The 21,317-nt window shown below is 72.5% G+C and carries 20 protein-coding genes; 16 read left to right on the top strand and 4 right to left on the bottom strand.

The genetic code is table 11. The annotated features are described in order from the left end of the window. Positions 1-34: 34 nt before the first annotated feature. The 11 genes from lepB (AB0O11_RS26310) to AB0O11_RS26260 all read left to right on the top strand — a co-directional run bounded on the left by lepB (AB0O11_RS26310) (position 35) and on the right by AB0O11_RS26260 (position 10,719). A complete protein-coding gene (lepB, locus tag AB0O11_RS26310) occupies positions 35-949 on the top strand; it encodes a signal peptidase I (protein ID WP_363391742.1) in 915 nt (304 codons plus the stop codon). Between the two features lie 37 nt (positions 950-986). Then, entirely contained in the window at positions 987-1,892 is a 906-nt protein-coding gene (gene lepB / locus AB0O11_RS26305; protein ID WP_363391822.1) for a signal peptidase I, read from the top strand. Between the two features lie 242 nt (positions 1,893-2,134). Continuing rightward, positions 2,135-3,139, top strand: a complete 1,005-nt coding sequence (lepB, locus tag AB0O11_RS26300) for a signal peptidase I (RefSeq protein WP_363391739.1) — start codon at positions 2,135-2,137, stop codon at positions 3,137-3,139. 160 nt (positions 3,140-3,299) lie between these two features. Next, on the top strand, positions 3,300-4,052 hold the full coding sequence (lepB, locus tag AB0O11_RS26295; RefSeq protein ID WP_363391736.1) for a signal peptidase I: 753 nt from the start codon (positions 3,300-3,302) through the stop codon (positions 4,050-4,052). 112 nt (positions 4,053-4,164) lie between these two features. Further along, a complete protein-coding gene (locus tag AB0O11_RS26290) occupies positions 4,165-4,638 on the top strand; it encodes an NUDIX domain-containing protein (protein WP_363391733.1) in 474 nt (157 codons plus the stop codon). A 55-nt stretch (positions 4,639-4,693) separates the two neighbouring features. Then, entirely contained in the window at positions 4,694-5,020 is a 327-nt protein-coding gene (locus AB0O11_RS26285) for a DUF2469 domain-containing protein (RefSeq protein WP_030056781.1), read from the top strand. A 168-nt stretch (positions 5,021-5,188) separates the two neighbouring features. Beyond that, positions 5,189-5,692, top strand: a complete 504-nt coding sequence (locus tag AB0O11_RS26280; protein ID WP_363391730.1) for a YraN family protein — start codon at positions 5,189-5,191, stop codon at positions 5,690-5,692. A gap of 1 nt (position 5,693) precedes the next feature. Continuing rightward, positions 5,694-7,409: a YifB family Mg chelatase-like AAA ATPase gene (locus tag AB0O11_RS26275; protein ID WP_363391727.1), complete on the top strand. Its 1,716-nt coding sequence runs from the start codon at positions 5,694-5,696 to the stop codon at positions 7,407-7,409. A 98-nt stretch (positions 7,410-7,507) separates the two neighbouring features. Continuing rightward, complete coding sequence (gene dprA / locus AB0O11_RS26270) at positions 7,508-8,602, top strand: DNA-processing protein DprA (protein ID WP_363391821.1); 1,095 nt, start codon at positions 7,508-7,510, stop codon at positions 8,600-8,602. A gap of 558 nt (positions 8,603-9,160) precedes the next feature. Next, a complete protein-coding gene (gene whiG, locus AB0O11_RS26265; RefSeq protein ID WP_363391724.1) occupies positions 9,161-9,994 on the top strand; it encodes an RNA polymerase sigma factor WhiG in 834 nt (277 codons plus the stop codon). A gap of 140 nt (positions 9,995-10,134) precedes the next feature. Next, positions 10,135-10,719 (top strand): helix-turn-helix domain-containing protein, encoded by a 585-nt coding sequence (locus AB0O11_RS26260; protein ID WP_363391819.1) that lies wholly within the window; start codon positions 10,135-10,137, stop codon positions 10,717-10,719. Between the two features lie 87 nt (positions 10,720-10,806). Here the strand turns inward: AB0O11_RS26260 and AB0O11_RS26255 are convergent, their stop codons facing one another. Continuing rightward, on the bottom strand, positions 10,807-11,223 hold the full coding sequence (locus AB0O11_RS26255) for a M23 family metallopeptidase (protein WP_363391721.1): 417 nt from the start codon (positions 11,221-11,223) through the stop codon (positions 10,807-10,809). An 851-nt stretch (positions 11,224-12,074) separates the two neighbouring features. On the opposite strand from AB0O11_RS26255, the gene rpsB reads away from it, so the two are divergent. The 5 genes from rpsB to AB0O11_RS26230 all read left to right on the top strand — a co-directional run bounded on the left by rpsB (position 12,075) and on the right by AB0O11_RS26230 (position 17,115). Then, positions 12,075-12,959, top strand: a complete 885-nt coding sequence (rpsB, locus tag AB0O11_RS26250; protein ID WP_363391718.1) for a 30S ribosomal protein S2 — start codon at positions 12,075-12,077, stop codon at positions 12,957-12,959. 129 nt (positions 12,960-13,088) lie between these two features. Further along, positions 13,089-13,928 (top strand): translation elongation factor Ts, encoded by an 840-nt coding sequence (tsf, locus tag AB0O11_RS26245; protein WP_224283674.1) that lies wholly within the window; start codon positions 13,089-13,091, stop codon positions 13,926-13,928. Between the two features lie 261 nt (positions 13,929-14,189). Next, on the top strand, positions 14,190-14,954 hold the full coding sequence (gene pyrH / locus AB0O11_RS26240) for a UMP kinase (protein ID WP_030056790.1): 765 nt from the start codon (positions 14,190-14,192) through the stop codon (positions 14,952-14,954). Between the two features lie 98 nt (positions 14,955-15,052). Further along, positions 15,053-15,610, top strand: a complete 558-nt coding sequence (frr, locus tag AB0O11_RS26235) for a ribosome recycling factor (protein ID WP_224283672.1) — start codon at positions 15,053-15,055, stop codon at positions 15,608-15,610. A gap of 443 nt (positions 15,611-16,053) precedes the next feature. Beyond that, positions 16,054-17,115: a phosphatidate cytidylyltransferase gene (locus AB0O11_RS26230; RefSeq protein WP_363391817.1), complete on the top strand. Its 1,062-nt coding sequence runs from the start codon at positions 16,054-16,056 to the stop codon at positions 17,113-17,115. Positions 17,116-17,305: 190 nt separating this feature from the next. Here AB0O11_RS26230 and AB0O11_RS26225 read toward each other — a convergent pair whose 3' ends face one another. The 3 genes from AB0O11_RS26225 to AB0O11_RS26215 all read right to left on the bottom strand — a co-directional run bounded on the left by AB0O11_RS26225 (position 17,306) and on the right by AB0O11_RS26215 (position 21,243). Next, complete coding sequence (locus AB0O11_RS26225) at positions 17,306-18,547, bottom strand: site-specific integrase (protein WP_363391715.1); 1,242 nt, start codon at positions 18,545-18,547, stop codon at positions 17,306-17,308. A 3-nt stretch (positions 18,548-18,550) separates the two neighbouring features. After that, a complete protein-coding gene (locus tag AB0O11_RS26220) occupies positions 18,551-18,781 on the bottom strand; it encodes a helix-turn-helix domain-containing protein (protein ID WP_363391712.1) in 231 nt (76 codons plus the stop codon). A gap of 1,154 nt (positions 18,782-19,935) precedes the next feature. Further along, positions 19,936-21,243, bottom strand: a complete 1,308-nt coding sequence (locus AB0O11_RS26215) for a DUF3987 domain-containing protein (RefSeq protein ID WP_363391710.1) — start codon at positions 21,241-21,243, stop codon at positions 19,936-19,938. Positions 21,244-21,317: the final 74 nt, after the last annotated feature.

Below are 21,317 nucleotides of genomic sequence, written 5' to 3'. Positions count from 1 at the left end.
GGGCCGAACGGCCGCAAGGTAAGCTCACCCCCCGATGAGCACGCACGAACCACCCGCGGACCGCGACGGCAGTCACGCACCCACCGGTGCGGACTCGCTGTCGCGGTCCGCGGTCGTTTCCGGTGAGGCCGCCGGTGGTGCGGCAGCGGATGGTGCCGAGGGCCTGGAGCGGGCCGAGGTTCTGGAGCGGGCCGAAGGGCCGGAGCCGGCCGAGGGTTCGGAGCGCGGCGGCGGTTCCGGCGACGACGGCTCGGACCAGGACGAGGAGCCCGGGCACTCGCGATCGCGGGACCTGCTGCTCCTGGTCGGGATCTGCCTGACGGCCCTGCTGCTGGTGAACGCCTTCGTCGCGCGTCCGTTCTCGGTGCCCTCCGGATCGATGGAGGAGACCCTGCGCCCGGGCGACCGGCTGGTCGCGAACCAGCTCGCCTACGCCTTCGGCGGCCACCCCCAGCGGGGCGACGTCGTGGTCTTCGAGGGGACGGGCTCCTTCCTGCGCGAGTCGGCGAAGCCGTCGGGCTTCTGGGACGGCCTGCGCTCGTTCGCCCAGGACCTCGGCCTGGCCCCGGCCGGGGACACCGTCTACGTCAAGCGGGTGATCGGCGTCGGCGGGGACCGGGTGACCAGCACCGGCCCGGGCGCGCCGATCACCGTCAACGGCGTGCCGATCGACGAGACCTCCTACCTGTTCCCGGGCGACGACCCGTCGAGCGTGGCCTTCGACGTCGTCGTGCCGGCCGGTGAGCTCTGGGTGATGGGCGACCACCGCAGCGCCTCCCGGGACTCCCGCGACCACCTCGGCGAGCCCGGTGGCGGCTTCGTGCCCGAGGAGAAGGTGATCGGCCGGGCGGACTGGGTGGTCTACCCGTTCGCGCGCTGGACCAGCCTGGACCGGCCCGCGGCCTTCGCCACGACTGCGGGGACGGGTGGTCATGGGGACCAGAGGTAGGGGGCGGCTCGCCGCCCGCCCGGCCGCCGGGGGAGCGGTGACCGGAGGACCGGGAGAGGACGGTGCGGCAGGCCGCGGGCCCGCCGGGGCTCCGCCGGGGCGGGGCCGTGCCGAGCGCCGTCGCAGTGCCCGCAAGGCGGCCCGTCGGCGCAAGCGTTCGCTGGTGCGCGAGCTGCCGCTGATCGTCCTGGTGGCCCTTCTGGTGGCGCTGGTGATGAAGACCTTCCTGGTCCAGGTGTTCGTGATCCCCTCGGGCTCGATGGAGCAGACCATCCTGATCGGGGACCGGGTACTGGTGGACAAGCTGACCCCCTGGTTCGGCAGTGAGCCGCAGCGCGGCGACATCGTGGTGTTCAAGGACCCGGGCGGCTGGCTGGAGCGCGACCGCAAGCCGTCCGGGGACGGCCCCGTGCTGGGTGCGGCCAAGCAGGTGCTGACCTTCGTCGGACTGCTGCCCTCCGAGAACGAGCAGGACCTGATCAAGCGGGTGATCGGCGTCGGCGGGGACACCGTCGAGTGCTGTGACGAGCAGGGGCGCCTCAGCGTCAACGGTCGTCCGGTGGAGGAGTCCTACCTCGCGCCCGGCAACCCGCCGTCCCGGCAGACCTTCAAGGTCCAGGTGCCGAAGGGGCGGCTGTGGGTCATGGGCGACCACCGGGACGTCTCCGCCGACTCCCGTTTCCACATGGGCAATCCGGGACAGGGGACGATCCCGCTGAGCGACGTGGTCGGTCGCGCATTCGTGATCGCCTGGCCGCTGGACCGCTTCCATCAACTCGATGCGCCGAGTTCACTCTCCTCTCTCGTCCGGATGCCGCAGGCCGGCGGAAGTGCCGCGGAACCGGTGGGCGTTGGGCCGGTTCCTGTGGAACCTCCGCTCGTTATGGGTGTGTTGGGCGTCCTTCCGCTCGTCGTTCGCCGGTCCGGACGGCCTCCGGAGTGAGCCGTTCCGGCCGCCGACCGGACGGGCCTCGCGTGTGGGACCGCGAGCCGGATGCCTGGGAGTGATAGAGAAGTGCAGGTGCGGCCGGGAGTGGTCCCGGCCGCGGGCCGAGGCCGTGCCGGTGTCGGGGGAGTCCGCGGTGGGCAGCCCTGAGGCGTTCATGGTCGTGGTGAGCATGGTGCCCGCTGTGCGGCACTCTGAGCGCGGGCGCGCGGGCGTCCGCACAGCAGGGAGGAGACGTTGTGGGGGATTTGGTGATCGGCGCCCGCTCAGGCGCCGGAGAGCCCGAGGGCCCGGGCCGTCGGGCGGCCCGGTCCGCCGAGTCCGCGACCTCCCCGGCCTCGGCCGAGGACGCGGCGGCGCAGACCGCCGACGGGCAGGGCGGCAGGTCGGAGGACTCCGAGGACTCCCCGCACGCGGAGGCCGAGCCCGCGGCCGGGTCGGAGTCGGAGGCTCCGTCCGAGCCGCACAAGCAGCGTTCGTTCTGGAAGGAACTGCCGATCCTGATCGGCATCGCGCTGATCCTCGCGCTGGTGATCAAGACCTTCTTCGTCCAGGCGTTCTCCATTCCGTCGGAATCGATGCAGAACACGCTGCAGGTCGGCGACCGCGTCCTGGTGGACAAGCTGACCCCGTGGTTCGGGGCCGAGCCCGAGCGCGGTGAGGTCGTGGTGTTCCACGACCCGGGCGGCTGGCTGAACGACGAGCCGACCCCGCAGAGCAGCAATTCCTTCCTCCGCGGTGTGCAGGACGTGCTCAGCTTCGTCGGGCTGATGCCCTCCGCCAACGAGAAGGACCTGATCAAGCGGGTCATCGCGGTCGGCGGGGACACCGTCGAGTGCGAGGGCGAAGGGCCGGTCAAGGTCAACGGCGTCGCGCTCGACGAGCCGTACGTCTACCAGGGCAACACCCCCTGCGGCGGCCACCCCTTCGGACCGGTCGAGGTGCCCAAGGACCGCATCTGGGTGATGGGTGACCACCGCGCCAACTCGCTGGACTCCCGCTTCCACATGGACCAGCCGGGCGGCGGCACCGTCCCGGTGGACAACGTGATCGGGCGCGCCTTCGTGGTGGCCTGGCCGGTCAGCCACTGGTCGACGCTGCCGGTGCCGGACACCTTCGACCAGGCGGGCCTGGCGGTGGCCGCGCCGATGGCGCCCCCCGTGGCCGGTGCGGTGGGGGCCGTGGCCATGCTCCCCCTGGTGCGTCGGGTGCGGAGTCGGGTGGAGCACCGCAAGGAGTCCTGACGTCCACCGGATCGTGTTCCACCGGGTTGGCCCCGGCTCTTGCGCGGGCCGTGGTACCGACGAGTAATCTGCTCGGACGTGCCACGGCCCGCCGGCTTTTCCGCCCGCGCCCCCGGCGTGCCAGTGGTGTTCTCCGGTCGGCCAGAGGTGGACGGTGTCGATGAGCAGTGTCGTGGAGCAGACGGCCGGCGGCCCGACCGCGCCCGCCCGCGTGCGCCGGCGGCCCGCCGCGGTGCTGCAAGGCGTCGCGCTGGCGCTCGGGCTGGTGCTGATGGTCGGAGGCTTCGCCCTGATCGCGGTCGACTACCGGCCGTACAAGATCCCCACCGCCTCGATGCACCCGACGTTGCGCGCCGGGGACACCGTGCTCGCCCGCAAGGTCGGGGGCGGCGACATCGGGCGGGGTGACGTGGTGGTCTTCCGGGACCAGGCCTGGGGCGGCGAGCTCATGGTCAAGCGGGTGGTCGCGGTCGGCGGGGACACCGTCGCCACCACCGGGGCCGAGCACCGGCTGACGGTCAACGGGCAGCCGGTGGACGAGCCCTACCTCGCGACCCAGGGCCGCCAGGGCGGTTCGTTCAGCGCGACGGTGCCGCAGGGGCGGCTGTTCCTGCTCGGCGACAACCGGGTGGGCTCGCTCGACTCCCGCACCCACCTGGAGGTCGACGGCGGGACCGTTCCGGCCGACACCGTCGAGGCCAGGGTCGAGGCCACCGTGCTGCCCTTCGGTCGGATGGGCCTGCTCGACCGGGTCACGGACTTCGACGGCTTCGCGGGCCCGAGGGCCTCGCAGCCGGGACCGCTGAGGCCCTTCGCCTACGCCTCCGTTGCGGGCGCGGCGCTGATCCTTGTGACGTCGGCGGTGGGAGGGGCGGCGGGCCTGGCACGCCGGCTCCGGGGACGCAGCTCCTGAGCGGGACCGTCGCCCGGCGGTCCGCTCTGCCGAACATCGCCCCGGACGGCCGCGTCGGGTGGCAGGATCGGTAGCGCCACCGATGCGAACGGAAGGAGCGTGGAGCGCTGCCATGACAGCACAGCGTCGCAGGGCGGCGCGGATCCTGCTGCTGGACGGGCTGGACCGCATCCTCCTCTTCCTGGGGGCCGATCCGGCCACCCCGGGGAAGACGTGGTGGTTCACGCCCGGGGGCGGCTTGGAGGCGGGGGAGGACGTGCGCGAGGCCGCCGAGCGGGAGCTCGCCGAGGAGACCGGCCTGCGAGGTGTGGACCTGGGGCCCTTGGTGGCGTACGGCACGGTGTCGTTCTCCTTTCAGGGACAGCGCTACGAGCAGGAGCAGTGGTTCCACCTGGCCCGGACCACGGAGACGGGGCTGGAACACTCGGGCATGGGCGCGGACGAGCACGCCCAGCTGCTCGCGGCGCACTGGTGGACGGTCGAGGAACTGAGGGGGACCGCCGAGACGGTCTATCCGGTCGGTCTGGCGGACTTCCTGGAGCGGCTGCTGGCCGAGGGCCCGCCGGTGGATCCGGTACGGCTCTGACCGTGGGTGCGGTGGTCCACAATGGGTGGACGTGACAAGTTGAGGGGACGCCTGGATGAGTGCCGAAGATCTCGAGAAGTACGAGACCGAGATGGAGCTCAAGCTCTACCGGGAGTACCGGGACGTCGTCGGCCTGTTCAAGTACGTGATCGAGACCGAGCGACGGTTCTACCTCACCAACGACTACGAGTTGCAGGTGCACTCGGTCCAGGGCGAGGTGTTCTTCGAGGTGTCGATGGCGGATGCGTGGGTCTGGGACATGTACCGGCCGGCCCGGTTCGTCCGCAAGGTCCGGGTGCTGACCTTCAAGGACGTGAACATCGAGGAACTCGCGAAGAGCGATCTGGAGCTGCCCTCGGACGAGTCCGGCTTCGGGAACTGACGTTGGACGACTCCGTCCCGCGTTGTCCAGCCGAATTTCGCGGGAGCGGGGCTTCTCACCCCTGCGGGTGACAAAAGTTGCCCACAGGCCCGGGTTATCCACAGGGAACGCGAATTCCCGGGCCTCATCGTGCGCATTGGTGCAGCCTCCTCGGCGGAGGTGGTCACCATGCAGCACACCGTCGTACAGGACCAGGCCGTACCGGACACGGCCGCAGCCGGGAGCGCCCCGCGGGCGATCGCGGACCGCAGCACCAAGAACGGACTCGGCCGCTACGGGGAGCGGGTCGCCGCCCGCCGCCTCGCGGAGGCCGGGCTCCGCATCCTGGACCGCAACTGGCGCTGCGTCGAGGGCGAGCTGGACATCGTCGCCCTTGACGGCGACACCGTGGCGGTCTGCGAGGTGAAGACCCGCTCCGAGCGGGGTTTCCAGCAGCCCACCGAGGCCATCGACCGGACCAAGGCCGCCCGGCTGCAACGCCTGGCCGAGCGCTGGATGGCCGAGCGCTGGCCCGGTCACTTCGCCCAACTGGCCGGCCCTGACTACGACCCGGGGCCCACCGATCCGCAATGGCCGCCCGCCCCGCCGGGCGGGGTGCGGATCGACCTGGTCGCAGTGGTCAACCGGGCGCGGGGTGCAGCCCTGGTCGACCACCTGCGGGGGGTGGTCTGAGATGGCCTTCGCCCGCACCTGTTCCGTCGCGCTGGTCGGTGTCGACGGAGTGATCGTCGAGGTCCAGGCCGATCTGGAGCCCGGGGTGGCCGCGTTCACCCTGGTCGGCCTGCCCGACAAGGCGCTCACCGAAGCCCGCGACCGGGTCCGTGCCGCGGTCGTGAACAGCGGCGAGGCCTGGCCGCAGCGCAAACTGACGGTCGGCCTCAGCCCCGCCTCGGTGCCCAAGAGCGGCAGCGGTTTCGACCTCGCGGTGGCCTGCGCCGTGCTGGCCGCCGCCGAACGGCTCGACCCCTCCGCCATCGCCGACCTGCTGATCATCGGCGAGCTGGGGCTGGACGGCCGGGTGCGGCCGGTCAGAGGGGTGCTGCCGTCGGTGCTGGCCGCCGCGGACGCCGGGTACGAGCGGGTTGTGGTCGCCGAGCAGACCGCGCCCGAGGCCTCGCTCGTCCCCGGGGTGACGGTGATCGGCGTCCGCAGCCTGCGCCAGCTCGTCGCCATCCTGACCGGGGCGGCGGCACCGGAGGAGCCGCCGGAGCCGATCGGCGGTCGGCCGGATCCGCTGATGGCCGGCCTGGTGCTGCCCTGCGCGGGCGTGCGGGGCCTGCCCGACGACAAGGCGGCCCGGCTCGACATGGCGGACGTGGCCGGCCAGTACGAGGCCCGGCGGGCCCTGGAGATCGCCGCGGCCGGAGGACACCACATCTATCTGAAGGGCCCGCCGGGTGCGGGCAAGACGATGCTGGCGGAGCGGTTGCCTGCGCTGCTCCCGCCGCTGACTCAGAAGGAGGCACTGGAGGTCACCGCCGTCCACTCGGTGGCGGGACTGCTCCCGGCCGGGCGTCCACTGATCGACACCGCCCCCTACTGCGCCCCGCACCACTCCACGACGATGCCCGCGATCGTCGGCGGCGGCAGCGGTCTGCCGAGACCGGGGGCGGTCTCGCTGGCCCACCGGGGCGTGCTCTTCCTGGACGAGGCACCGGAATTCCCGGTCCGGGTGCTCGACGCCCTGCGCCAGCCGTTGGAGTCGGGCGAGGTGGTGATCGCCCGCTCGGCCGGATCGATGCGGCTCCCCGCCCGCTTCCTGCTCTGCCTGGCGGCCAACCCCTGTCCGTGCGGCCGGCACTCGCGGCGGGGCGAGGGCTGCGAGTGCACCCCGGCCATGGTCAGCCGCTACCAGGGGCGGCTCTCCGGGCCACTGCTGGACCGGGTCGACCTCCAGGTCCAGGTGGCCCCGGTGACCAGGGTCGAGCTCATGGAGCGGGACACCACGGCGGAGACCACCGAGACCGTCGCGGCCCGGGTGCTGGCCGCGCGGGAGCGGGCGGCGGCCCGGCTGGCGGACACCCCGTGGCGGACCAACGCGGAGGTGCCGGGTCACGAATTGCGCACTCGCTGGCAGCTCGCGGCCGGCGCGCTCAACGACGTCGCGCGGCAGTTGGAGCGGGGGCTGCTGACCGCCCGGGGCCTGGACCGGGTGCTCCGGGTCGCCTGGACGGTCGCCGACCTCGCCGGACGCGACCGGCCGGACCAGCGGGACGTGCGCACCGCCCTGGTCCTGCGCACCGGCGAGAAGCACGGACTGCTCCTGACCGAGCGGGTTTTCGGCCGGCTCGGCGGAATCCCGGCGCAGCGCGGCAGCCCGGAAGACGGTTGGACCGGGAAGCCCGAGGCGCCTGACGGACATCCGCAAAACCAGGAGGGTGACGCATGAACCGGCTGGTGAGGCAACCTCGGATTCCCGGAGCGGCCGAGGCCGGGGCCGGTGCCGCAACCACCGCCGAGCCCAATCCCGAGCGTCTCGCCCGGGTGATGCTCGGCCGGCTCAGCGAACCGGGAGACGCGGTGGTCGGCCGGTGGCTCGGCCAACTCCCCGCCGTCGACGTGGTCAAGGCGATCCGGGACGGAACGGTGCCCGACCACCCCGGACTGGACTCCACCCGACTGGCCGGGTACCAGGCGAGGCTCCCGGGGCTGGACCCGCAGACGGACCTGAAACGGGTACGGGACGTCGGTGGACGGTTCATCATTCCGGGGGACACGGAATGGCCCAGCCAACTCGACGACCTCGGTGACGGGCGTCCGATCGGGCTCTGGGTGACGGGCACCGGCTCCCTGCGGCTGCTCGCGCTCCGCTCGGTCGCGATGGTGGGCTCCCGCGCCTGCACGGCCTACGGCGCCCATGTCGCGGGGGAACTGTCGGCCCAACTGGCCGAGCGCGGCTGGGTGGTGATCTCCGGAGCCGCCTACGGGATCGACGCGGCCGCGCACCGCGGGGCACTCGCGGTCGGCGGGATGACCGCAGCCGTGCTCGCCTGCGGCGTCGACGTGGCCTACCCCAAGGGCAACGCCGAACTGATCCGACGGATCGGCGTCCAGGGTCTGCTGGTCAGCGAACTCCCGCCCGGGGAGCACCCGAACCGCTTTCGCTTCGTCCTCCGCAACCGGGTCATCGCGGCGCTTACCCGGGGAACGGTGGTGGTCGAGGCGGCGGTGCGCAGCGGCGCCCTGAGCACGGCCAGACGGGCGCGGGACCTCAACCGCCACACCATGGGCGTCGCAGGCCCGGTCACCTCGGAGCTCTCCGCCGGGGTGCACGCCCTGATCCGCAGCGGAGGTGCCACCCTGGTCACCGACGCGGCCGAGATCACCGAGCTGATCGGGGCGATCGGGGACGACCTGGCGCCGCCGCGCAGCGGCCCGGTGCTCCCGCGCGACCTGCTGGAACCGGCGGTAGCCCGGGTGCTGGAGGCCGTACCGGCGACGGCGGAGGGCGCACCGGTCGAGCGACTGGCCCGGCAGTCAGGGCTCCCGCCGGACGAAGTCCTGCAACGGCTCTACGAGTTGGGATCACTCGGCTATGTGGAGCGGCACGGCGCGCACTGGCGCGTGGTGCGGAGGAGGTGAGCGTCGGGACGGAGAACGCATACGCGCCGAGGGAGAGCACGTCGGAACCGCCTGGCCGCCCGCCGATTCGGTTCCCCTGTTCGATTGCCGGTCTTGTGTGCGAACGCCACCGGATCGGGGGACGACCGGGTGGCGGTAGCGCTTTGCAGCGAGTCGGTCACGCTACGCTCCACATGCCTTCCCTATCAGCACATGACTCGGCAGAACGGCGCAGACCAACGCATGCCCACACACATTCCCGGACACAGAGTGACCGGCGGCGCTCGGTCCTCGGGAGGGCCGCGGGCCGACCGGCGCCCCGCGCCCGACTTCCCGGCCAAGTCGGCGGGGACGATGGGGGGCCTGTCGCGCCAGGGTGGCCAGCCGACGGTGGTGCCCCAGCCTGCGGACGCGGCCCGGTGCACAGAGCCGGCCCAGGGCGCTGACGCGGCCGGCCCCGTCGGTGCACCCGCCGGTGCACCTTCCAGCGCGTCCCCCGGCGCGGTCGTGGCCGGTGCGCCCCGGCCACCCGGCAGTGCGCCGGCCCGGGGCGCCGCCTCCCGGCCGTTCGCCTCGCCGGTGTCCCCGCCCCGCCGGGAGAGGGCGGCGGACGGGGATCAGGGGCAGGACGCCCGGGAGGCCGCGGCCCAGGGCCGCACCGCGCTCGAAGCGCTCTGGCGCTCCTACAAGGAGACCGGGGACCAGCGGCTGCGCGAGCAGCTGATCCTGCACTACTCACCGCTCGTCAAGTACGTGGCGGGCCGGGTCGGGGTCGGTCTGCCCTCCAACGTCGAACAGGCGGACTTCGTCTCCTCCGGAGTCTTCGGGCTGATCGACGCGATCGAGAAGTTCGACATCGACCGCGCCATCAAGTTCGAGACCTACGCGATCAGCCGCATCCGCGGCGCGATCATCGACGAGCTGCGTGCCCTGGACTGGATCCCGCGCTCGGTGCGGCAGAAGGCGAAGGCGGTCGAGCGGACGTATGCGACGCTGGAGGCCCGGCTGCGCCGGACGCCGCACGAGCCCGAGGTCGCGGCCGAGATGGGCATCGCGGTCGAGGACCTGCACGCCATCTTCAGCCAGCTGTCGCTGGCCAACGTGGTGGCGCTGGACGAACTGCTCCACCCGGTGGGGGAGGGCGGCGACCGGCTGAGCCTGATGGACACCCTGGAGGACCACGGCGCGGACAACCCGGTCGAGGTGGCCGAGGACCGAGAGCTGCGCAGGCTGCTGGCCCAGGCGGTCAACACACTCCCCGAGCGGGAGAAGACGGTGGTGACGCTCTACTACTACGAGGGACTCACCCTCGCCGAGATCGGACAGGTGCTGGGGGTGACGGAGAGCCGGGTGAGCCAGATCCACACCAAGTCCGTCCTCCAGCTGCGCGCCAAGCTGTCGGACATCCGGTAGGGCGTCGGCAGTCGGGCGCCGCAACCCGGGCCGGAAGTGACCGGCCGTCGGGCCCGCGCCTCCTCGCGATGCGCGGCGCCGTACCGGCCGGAGGTAGGGCTCCGTACAGTGGGAGCGTGCCGAAGATCCGAGCGGCCACGGTGGCCGAGCATCGCCAGCTCCAGCGTGCAGCCCTCCTCGATGCTGCCCGCACCCTGCTCACCGAGGGTGGCATGGAGGCCCTGACCTTCCCCGCGCTCGCGGCGTGCACCGGGCTGGCACGCTCCTCGGTCTACGAGTACTTCCGCTCCCGCGCCGCCGTGGTCGAGGCGCTCTGCGAGGTGGACCTCCCGCTCTGGGCGGCCGAGATCGAGGCCGGGATGGAGAGCTGCGACACCGCCGTCGAGCGGATCGAGGCCTACGTCCGAGGCCAGCTGGCGCTGGCCGCCGACCCCCGGCACCGCGCGGTGGTGGCGATCTCGGCGCTGGAGCTCGACGAGGCCGGGCGTGAGCGGATCAGGGCAGCGCACGGCAGGCTGGCCGGTCTGGTCGGCCGGACGCTGGAGGACCTCGGCCACGAGCAGCCCCGGCTCGCCGCAGCCCTGGTCCAGGGCGTCGTGGAGGCGGCGACCCGCAGGGCCGAGCAGGCCGCGGCCGGGGGGCGCGGCGGCTGTGCGGCCGAGAGTCCCGAGGAGATCGCCGACGCCGCCGTCGCGATGGTGCTGCACGGGCTCGTCCGTCCCTGAGCCGGGCCCCGACCCGGCCCCGGCCCGGCCCCGGCCCCGGCCCGGCCCAGGCCTGGCCCGCCGCCGACTGGCGCGCGACGGGGCGCCCTACCCGCCACCGCCGTCCAGCGGCAGCAGCCGTGCCGTACCCGCGCCGAACAGGGCCAGTGGGTCCAGGTAGCGGCTTCCGCGCAGCAGCCCCCAGTGCAGGCAGTCACGCCCGGCGCAGTGCCGTCCGTCCGGGGCGAGCAGCCCGATCACCTGCCCGGCGGCCACCGGGGTGCCGACCGGGACAGCGCCGGTGACGGGCAGGTACGTGGTCCGGAGCGGGGGAGAGCCCGAGCCGGGGTGGGAGACGGTCACCACCGGCCGCCCGGCCACCAGCCCGGAGAACGTGACCACTCCAGGAGCCGCCGCCCGCACCTCCGCCCCCGGTGCGCCGGCGAGGTCCACCCCCCGGTGCCCGGCCGCCCAGACCTTCGCCGGCGGCTCGAACCGGCCCAGCAGCCCGCCCGGCCCGCCCATCGGCCAGGCCCGCTCAACACCACCCCGCTCAACACCACCCCGTCCGACCCCGCCGCCCGCGCCCGGAACACCGCCCGCGCCGGCACCTCCGGAAGCCCCTGAGGCCCCTGAGGCCCCCGAGGCATCCGCAGTCCCCGACAGCACGGGCATGAGGACGAGCACCACCGCCACCACCGCGGACAGCACCCCTCGCACGCCCCGAACCACCCCGATCACCCCGACGAACCACCCTCGACCAGTCATGCCGGAAGCCTCACCACCCCGCCGCCCCCGCACCACCCACATCCGGATTCCTGTGGACAAACCGCCCACGTGCCCGAGCGCCATCCCCCCGGCGGGTGTACGGACGCCGCCATCCGGTGTACAAACGGCACATCGGCGACGGACCTCGGACGGGCGGCCGACCAGCTCGCGTCCACCTCCGAGCGCACACCCGGCTGCGCCCCGAGGCCCCGCCCCGACCCCGCCGCAGCCCCACCGGAACCCGCCCGCCCCGGCCGTTCCCCGGGCTCCCCCCAGGTCCTCGGCGGGCCCCCGGCCACGCGCGGAGTCGCTCGTCCCTCGGCGCTTCCCGTACACTTCACACGCGACCCGGTCCACCGGGTCGACTTCGCACGCCCCGCCACCGGCGGTCGGACGCGGTTCGTCCGCAGCCCCGCCAGGTGCGAGTGCCGCTCGGTCCGCCGAGCCCGACCGGTCCCCGGACCGGGAGGGCAGAAGCGGCTCGGCACGTTCGGGGCGTCAGGCGTGGCTGTCACCTGGCCGCCACGGACAAACCGAGCCTGACCCGGCTGTGGGCGATCGCTGCGAGGCAGCGCCGCCGCCGGGCCGTAACACCAAGGAGCACGGCAATGGCCGTCGTCACGATGCGGGAGCTGCTGGAGAGCGGCGTCCACTTCGGTCACCAGACCCGCCGCTGGAACCCGAAGATGAAGCGCTTCATCATCACCGAGCGCAACGGCATCTACATCATCGACCTCCTGCAGTCGCTGAACTACATCGACCGCGCCTTCGAGTTCATCAAGGAGACCGTTGCCCACGGCGGCAGCGTCCTCTTCGTCGGCACGAAGAAGCAGGCCCAGGAGGCCATCGCCGAGCAGGCCACCCGCGTGGGCATGCCCTACGTGAACCAGCGCTGGCTCGGCGGCATGCTGACCAACTTCTCGACCGTCTACAAGCGCCTCCAGCGCCTGAAGGAGCTCGGCGAGCTGGACTTCTCGGACGTGGCCGGCTCCGGCCTCACCAAGAAGGAGCTCCTGGTCCTCCAGCGTGAGCACGACAAGCTGGAGAAGACCCTCGGCGGTATCCGCGACATGCAGCGCGTTCCCAGCGCCGTCTGGATCGTGGACACCAAGAAGGAGCACATCGCGGTCGGCGAGGCCCGGAAGCTCAACATCCCGGTCGTCGCCATCCTCGACACCAACTGCGACCCGGACGAGGTCGACTACAAGATCCCGGGCAACGACGACGCGATCCGCTCCGTCACCCTGCTGACCCGTGTGATCGCCGACGCCGTGGCCGAGGGCCTGAAGGCCCGCGCCGGTGTCGCCAAGGGCGACGCCAAGGCCGAGCCGGGTGCCGACCAGCCGCTGGCCGCCTGGGAGAAGGACCTCCTCGAGGGCGAGAAGAAGGCTGAGGAGGCCCCCGCCGCCGAGGCTGCCGCCGCCGAGGCCCCCGCCACCGAGGCGCCCGCCACCGAGGCCCCCGCCACCGAGGCGCCGGCCGAGCAGGCCTGACGTACCAAGGGTGAGGGGCAGCCGCCGGCGCGAAGCCGGCGGGTGCCCCTCTCTCCCGCGCCGGGACCGAACCACCGGTCCTGGCGCCACTCCACGCAGACACGCGAGACGCGAGAAGAGATTCACACCATGGCGAACTTCACCGCCGCGGACGTCAAGAAGCTCCGTGAGCTCACCGGCGCCGGCATGATGGACTGCAAGAAGGCCCTGGACGAGGCCGAGGGCAACGTCGAGAAGGCCGTCGAGCTCCTGCGCATCAAGGGCCAGAAGGGCGTTGCCAAGCGCGAGGGCCGCGACGCCTCCAACGGCGCCGTCGCCGCGCTGATCGCCGAGGACAAGAAGTCCGGCGTCCTGGTCGAGCTGAACTGTGAGACCGACTTCGTCGCCAAGGGCGAGAAGTTCGTCGAGGTCGCCGACGCGATCGCCGCCCACGTCGCCAAGTCGGCCCCGGCTGACCTGGACGCCGCCCTGGCTTCCGAGATCGAGGCCGGCAAGACCGTCCAGCAGTTCGTGGACGAGGCCAACGCGTCGCTGGGCGAGAAGATCGTCTTCCGTCGCTTCGCCCAGTTCGACGGTGACGGCTTCGTCGCGGTCTACCTGCACAAGACCAGCCCCGACCTGCCGCCGGCCGTCGGCGTCCTGGTCGAGCTGGACAAGGAGAACGCCGAGGTCGCCAAGGACGTCGCGCAGCACATCGCCGCCTTCGCGCCGAAGTACCTGTCCCGCGAGGAGATCCCGGCCGAGGAGCTCGAGAACGAGCGCCGCGTCGCCGAGGCCACCGCCCGCGAGGAGGGCAAGCCGGAGGCCGCCCTGCCGAAGATCGTCGAGGGCCGCGTCACCGGCTTCGTGAAGGAGAACTCCGTCCTGGAGCAGGCCTTCGCGAAGGACAACAAGAAGACCGTCGCCAAGGTTCTCGAGGAGAACGGCGTCGCCCTCAAGCGCTTCGCCCGCTTCCGCGTCGGCGCCTGAGCCACGTTCCCCCTGGTTCCCGGCGCCCTTACGCTGGAAACCGCCCCCGCCCGCTGACCGGGGCGGGAGGAACGCCGAACGGGCTCACCCCGCGCCTACCGCCAACGGGCGGGCTCGCGTCGGCACCATGAACGACGAGGAGGCCATTGCCGTGCAGGACACCGAACCGGTTCCCGCGGCAGTGGCCTCCTCGCGTGTACACGCAGGCGGGGCATCCGCACACCCGCGCCTGTGACCAGTAGGTGCAAAAAGGAGAAGTCCATGCAGGAGACGCAGGAGACCGCGCAGGACCCCAAGGCCGGCTCGCGCCGCCGGGTGCTGCTCAAGCTGTCCGGTGAAGCCTTCGCCGGTGGTGGCGGGCTCGGCGTCGACCCGGACGTCGTGCACGCGATCGCCCGGGAGATCGCCACCGTCGTCCGCGCCGGTACCGAGGTCGCGGTGGTCATCGGCGGCGGCAACTTCTTCCGGGGCGCCGAGCTCCAGGTCCGCGGCATGGACCGGGCCCGCTCCGACTACATGGGCATGCTCGGCACCGTCATGAACTGCCTGGCGCTGCAGGACTTCCTGGTCAAGGAGGGCATCGAGACCCGGGTCCAGACCGCCATCACCATGGGCCAGGTCGCCGAGCCGTACCTGCCGCTGCGGGCCGTCCGGCACCTGGAGAAGGGCCGCGTGGTGATCTTCGGCGCCGGTATGGGCATGCCGTACTTCTCCACCGACACCACGGCCGTCCAGCGCGCCCTGGAGATCCACGCCGACGTCCTGCTGATGGGCAAGAACGGCGTGGACGGCGTCTACGACTCCGACCCGCGGACCAACCCGGACGCGGTCAAGTTCGACGCGCTGGAGTACTCCGAGGTCATCGCGCGCGACCTCAAGGTCGCCGACCTCACCGCGATCACGCTGTGCAAGGACAACAACCTTCCGATGCTGGTCTTCGAACTGCTGGCGGAGGGCAATATCGCGCGTGCGGTGAAGAGTGAGAAGATCGGCACACTCATCAGCCAGGATTCTGTCCGGGCCTGAGCAGCAACCAGCCGTACGGGACGGCGCCGGTGCCGAGACCGGCCACCGCGCCGACACCGGTCGGGACAACAGCAGATGAACCGGACAGGGAGACCACAGTGATCGAAGAGACCCTCCTCGAGGCCGAGGAGAAGATGGAGAAGGCCGTCAGCGTCGCCAAGGACGACCTCGCGGCCATCCGTACCGGCCGCGCGCACCCGGCGATGTTCGCCAAGATCGTCGCGGAGTACTACGGCGCCGTGACGCCGATCAACCAGCTGGCCTCCTTCTCGGTGCCGGAGCCGCGGATGGCGGTCGTCTCGCCGTTCGACAAGACCGCGCTGAAGGCCATCGAGCAGGCGATCCGCGACTCCGACCTGGGCGTCAACCCGTCCAACGACGGCTCGATCATCCGCGTGGTGCTGCCCGAGCTGACCGAGGAGCGCCGCCGGGAGTTCATCAAGATCGCCCGCACCAAGGGCGAGGACGCCAAGGTCTCGATCCGTTCGGTGCGCCGCAAGGCCAAGGACGCCATCGACAAGCTGGTGAAGGACGGCGAGGTCGGCGAGGACGACGGCCGCCGCGCCGAGAAGGAGCTCGACGACCTCACGGCCAAGTACGTGGCCCAGGTCGACGAGCTGCTGAAGCACAAGGAAGCCGAGCTGCTCGAGGTCTGATGAACGACGCCCCTGACGCCCCCGGCTACTGGGGCCCGTCCGACCAGCAGTTCCAGCCCTACCGCCCGGCGCCGCACCCGCAGGCGGCCCGTACCCCGGCCCACCCGGCGCCGGGGTACGGCGCGCAGTCGGTGCCGGCCCAGGGACACCCCGGCCACCCGGGCGGCCACGCCGTGCCCCCGGGCGCGCCGGGCGTCACCCGGGAGGTGCCGGGCCTCCGTTCGGATCAGTCGCAGCAGCCTCCGGTGTACTGGGGCGGCGACGCGGAGGAGACTCAGGTCATGCCTCCCGTGCCGGCCGGGCCCGGCGTGCTGCCCGGCGCGCCCGACCCCGGTCGGCCGGCCGCCCACGGACGGCCCGCGGCCCACGGACGTCCCGCCGTCGGCGGACCGGCCGGCCCCGCCGAGGGGCAGGCCCGGGAGTCCGGCCGATCGGGCGGCCCGCTGTTCCGGGAGGAGCAGCCCGTGCCGGCGCCGCCGGGCGTGACGGAGACGGTCGTGCTCCGCGCGATATCCGGCGACACCAGCCCCACCCCCGGCCACGGCACCCCGTCGCACCCGGGGGCACCGGTGCATCCCGCGCCGCCGGCGAACCACCTGGCGGCCGGGCAGCCCCACTTCGTGCCGTCGTCCCACCCAGGGCAGGAGACACCCGTGGCCGCCCAGCCCGCCCCGCAGCCGCAGCCGCGCAAGCAGCGCGGTGGCCGTAACCTCCAGGCCGCCATAGGCGTGGGCGTCGGTCTCGGTGTGGTGATCGTCGCCTCGCTGTTCGTGGTGAAGGCACTGTTCCTGGTCGTCGTGATGGCCGCGGTCGCGGTCGGCGTGTGGGAGCTGACCAGCCGGCTCGCCGAGCGCAAGCAGATCAAGGCGCCGCTGGTCCCGCTGGTCGTGGGCGGCATCGCCATGGTCGCCACCGGCTACTGGTCCGGCATCCAGTGGGCCGCCGCCTCGCTCGCGCTGACCGGGCTGGCGGTGATGGTCTGGCGGATGGCCGAGCCGCCGGAGGACTACCTGCGGGACATAACGGCAGGCGTGTTCACGGCCTTCTACGTGCCGTTCCTGGCCACCTTCGTGGCGATGATGCTGGCGGCCGACGACGGCCCCCAGCGGATCGTGCTCTTCCTGATCGTGACGATCTGCAGCGACACCGGCGCCTACGCGGTGGGCTACAAGTTCGGGAAGAACAAGCTGGCCCCGACGATCAGCCCGGGCAAGACCCGCGAGGGCCTGGCCGGCGGCATCGCCCTGTCGATGCTGGCGGGCGCGCTGCTGATGGAGCTGATCATCGACGGCGGCAGCTGGTGGCAGGGCCTGATCCTGGGCGGCTGCGCGGCGGTCACCGCGACCCTGGGCGACCTGGGCGAGTCGATGATCAAGCGCGACCTCGGGATCAAGGACATGGGGACGCTGCTGCCCGGTCACGGCGGCATCATGGACCGGTTGGACTCGCTCCTGCCGACCGCCCCGGTGGTCTGGCTGCTGCTGGCAGCCTTCGTCGGCAGCTGACCCGGCGTACGAGACGTACGAGGGAGGGCCCCGGACGCCCGGCGTCCGGGGCCCTCGCGCGTCTGCGACACTGGAACAACCATGCCTAAGCCCGGAGAACATTGACCGGCAAGACGCCGAAGGGCCTCCCACCAGCGGGTATTCCGCTAGCGGGAGGCCCTTCGGCGTGTGCCGGGCCGTCCCTGGGCCGTCAGATCGTCGGTTCGCCCGGCAGGAACAGCCGGTCGACGGCCTTCCGGGCCCGATCCTGGCTGTTCGGCATCAGGTGGGCGTAGACCCGGAGCGTCAGGGCCGGGTCCGCGTGGCCAAGGTAGTCGCTGACGGCCCGGATGCTCTCCCCGGCGTCCAGGAGCACCGACGCGTAGAAGTGCCGCAGGGCGTGCATGCCGTGTTCGCGCGCGGAGGCGTAGGGCTCGCCAGGGCACGGCGTCGGGATGAGGCCGGCCGCCGCAATGGCGGGCTTCCACTCCTGGAGGTTGAAGTTGCTCCGCCAGACCGGCCCGGCAGCGGTGTTGCTGAACAGGAGGCGAAAGGTGACCTTCGGCCCGTCCGGGGTCTTCCACGGGAGCGTGATCGGCACGGGCTTGCACGAGTCCATGTGGGCGCGGACGGCGCCAGCCACGGAGCGGGGGAGCGGCACGTCGCGCTCCTTGTTGCACTTCGGGGGAGCGAACACCGCCTTCCCCCGGATCTGCTTCACCTGACGGAGCACCCGTACGGTGCCGGTCTCGAAGTCGAGTGCGTCATCCTCCGCCAGGCCGACGATCTCGCCCTGCCTCAGCCCGCACCCGGCGCCCAGGTCGGCCATCGCCTGGTATCGCTCCGGCAGCGCGCCGCGTACCGCGAACACCTGCTCCGGGAGCCAGGGCACGACGCGGCGGGCCTCGACAGCCGGAGGACGAACCGACGCGGCGCCGCACGGGTTGCGACTCAGCAGCCCGTCGTCGACTGCGGCCGACAGGACCGCCCGCACGTCGGAGTAGATGTTCCGGGCGTACCCACCCGAGATCGGGCTCTGTTCCAGCCCCTTCACCAGCTCCTGAATGTGGGACGGCCGGAACGAGTCGAGCGGCCGCCGGCCGATCCGCGGGAACGCGTGCAGCCGCAACCTGGTCTCCACCAGAACCTGACTGGACGGGTCCGTGGTCTGCGCCTTGAGCCATCGCTCGGCGAACTGCTGGAACGTCGTCCGCGACGCCTTCGGGTCGAGGTACTGGCCGCGCGACATGTCGGCCTCGATCCGGGCCAGCCACTCCTCCGCCTGACGCTTCTGGCGATCGGGGAAGCTCTTGCTCTTCTCGGCGCCATCGGGGCCGACGTAGCGGGCCCGGTAGCGCTTGCCGGTGCCGTAGCGGTCGGTGCGGACACGGCGGGGCTTGCCGTCGGGGCCGGGCTCGGTCTTGTACCAGCGGTCTTGGATGTGTCCGGCCATGGGTCAGGCCGCCTCTCGGCTCTGGTCCGCCACCCAGTGGGCGACGGCATCGGGGTGGTAGCGGAGGTGCCGGCCGACCCGGAATCCGGGCGGGCCGGTGTGCTTGCGGCGCCACTGGTAGACGGTCTCCAGCGGGACGCCGAACATCGCGGCGATGTCCTCGGGGGTGAGGAAGCGGGCGGGTAGGGCGACCACAGCGGGTCCGGCGTCGGCCGGGGCGCGGCGGTTGGCCAAGGTGTCCTCCAGGGCGGTTGGGGCTGTCGTGTGGCCTGTCGCCTCACCTGTCGTGTCGCCTGTCTGTCACCTGTCGCCTGTCACCTGTCTGTCGCCTGTAAGGCGCAGGTCAGGAGGGTGTTTCGGGGCCGTGGGGCCCGTTTTCGGGGTGGAGACGACAGGTGACAGGTGACAGGCGACAGGTGGGCTCGGTGGGCGGCGGGTCGGGTCGGTCGCGGCGGGTGACGGCGTCAGGGGTGTCAGGGCGGCCGTCAGGGGTGTCAGATCGCGGTTGGCCGGCGGGGTTGGTCGGGTCTGCGGGGGTGTCAGGGCCGTCAGATCGGTCGGCGGGTGGGTGTCAGGGCCGTCAGGGTGGGTGTCAGGCGGGGGTGTCAGGGGCGTCAGGACGGGGTGTCAGACGCGTCAGACGGGGGTCTCTCGCGCGCGTGCGCGCCTTACCCGGGGTCTGGGTGTCAGGGCCGTCAGACGGTTTCTGACGCTTCGGGCCTGACGGTCGGGTGGCCGGTCAGTTGGTGACGCTGTGTGCCGGTCGGGGGCTTCCTCGCGCGTACGCGTGCACGCGTACGTGGGACCCCCGGATTCACGGAGCGGGTGATGAAAGTGAGCGCGGAGAGTGACCTCCCACCCACCCCCCACCCGGCCCCAGAACGCCTCCCAGGGGCCTGGACGGCCGGGGGAGGGGTTTTCCTCGGGTGGGGGGTGGGTGGGAGGTCACCGGCTGCTGCTCGGCCGGTACCGGGGTGGGTCGCTCTGCGGGCCGGTGGCCGTGTGGCGCGGAGGGAAGAGTCCACCCGCCCGCCGAGGGGGCGGGGTGGCTTCTTCTGCCCGGCCGTCCGTGGTGGGGAACGGGCCCGGGGCGTCGTGGCGGCCGGTGGGACTTCCGCCCGGGCGGCCGGTCGGGCGGGCGGTCGGGTGGTGGGGCGGGTGGTGGTCGGGCGGGTCATGGCGGTGGTCTCCGGTCTGGGGTGCGTGGTGGAAAGGGTGGAAAGGTTGGAAAGGGGTCTGACCTGCGGTTTCTTCTGGTGGAAAGTGGGGTGGAAAGGGGTGGAAAGGGTCGGGGGCTGCGGGCGGTCGGGGGCTTTCCACCCCTTTCCACCCGCCTTTCCACCCGGCGTTTTCGCAGGTCAGGGCCCTTTCCACCCTTCTCACCCTTTTCACCCGGGGGGTGCGAAGAGGTAGACGGTGCGGTGGCGGCCGTCGCCGGGGACCTGGACGGCGGCGAAGCCGGGCAGCTCGCAGAGCCGGGCGGTGAGGTCGGAGCGGTAGGCGGCGTTGCGGCGCTTGAACAGCCGGTACACCTCGTCCCCGGTGAGCCCGCCGTCCCCGGCTGTCTTCACGGCGGCGGCGAGCTTGTCCAGGTCGGGATCGCCGGTGCCGTTGGCCATCGCGCCGAGGACGTGGGCGGCGCTGGCGCGGGCGTAGCGCACGAGGGCCCACGCGGCCCGCAGGTGGGTTTCGGCGATGCGGTCGGTGTGGTCGGTCAGGGCGTAGACCATGGCGGCGCGTTTGGCGTAGGGGGCGGCGCGGGCGGTGAACTCGGCGATGGGGCCTTCGTCGCCTTCGTCCCCGCACAGCGCCAGGTAGATCTCGTCACGCCAGAGCTGGGCGGCTTCGGGAGTGAGCTGGACCTCGCCGAGGCGGCGGGCGTCGGTGATGACGGTGCGCCAGGCGGAGGCGAGGTTGTCGATCAGCTCGTCGGAGGCGCCGGGGGCGTCCGGGAGGAGGAGGTTGCGCCAGACGGCGATGGCGAGGAAGCGGTTGTAGGTGCCGCCGGCCATCTCGGCGTCCTGCATCTTGGCCCGCAGTTCGCGGGAGCTGATGTGGCCGATGACGGCGATGTGCGGGGCGGTGGCGTGCAGCGCGTCGCGGTTCATCACGCCGAGGTCTTCGCCGTTCCAGGCCTGGCGCAGGATGCCGCTCAGGGAGGAGCCTTCGCGTCGGCCCCGGGCCATGGTGACGCCGTACTCGGACTCGATCACCCACAGGCGCTTGTCGGTGACGCCGGGGTCCTTGTCGCCGTCGCCGTCGCGGACCATGTCGATCAGGCCTTCGCCGGAGGACAGGCCGGAGCGGGTGTTGGAGGCGATGAAGTCCGGTACGGCGGCCTTGAGCAGGCGGCGCACGGTGTTGGTGGCGGCGCCCTTCCTGCCCAGTGAGGTGCCGCCGATGGTGAGGGCCCAGATCAGGGCGGGGTGGCGGTCGTTGCCGATCCACATGAACGGCCCCGGTCCGATGGCCGCGCCTGCGGCCGAGAGGAGGTTCACGAGGATGCCGACGGGGTCGGCCTCGGTGGTCGGGTCGAGGGCGGCGACGGTCTCTCCGGCCCAGCCGCAGAACACCTCCGGGTCCGGGACGGGGCCCGGCCGGTCGGGGCGCACGAGGCCGGGCGCGGGGTCGTACATCGGGTTCGGTCGGGCCTGTGGTCGGCCGTCGGCGGCGGTGGGGAGGGTTTCGACAGACACGGGTTCTCCGGCGGTTCGCGGGGCGGGTCGGTCAGCGGTCGGGCAGTCGGCCGGGTGGTGGGTCGCGCACTGCT

The sequence above is a fragment of the Kitasatospora sp. NPDC093102 genome (genome assembly GCF_040683915.1).
Classification (GTDB): domain Bacteria; phylum Actinomycetota; class Actinomycetes; order Streptomycetales; family Streptomycetaceae; genus Kitasatospora.
The sequence above is the reverse complement of the archived record's forward strand: the minus strand, read 5'-3'. Positions and strand labels throughout refer to the sequence as shown.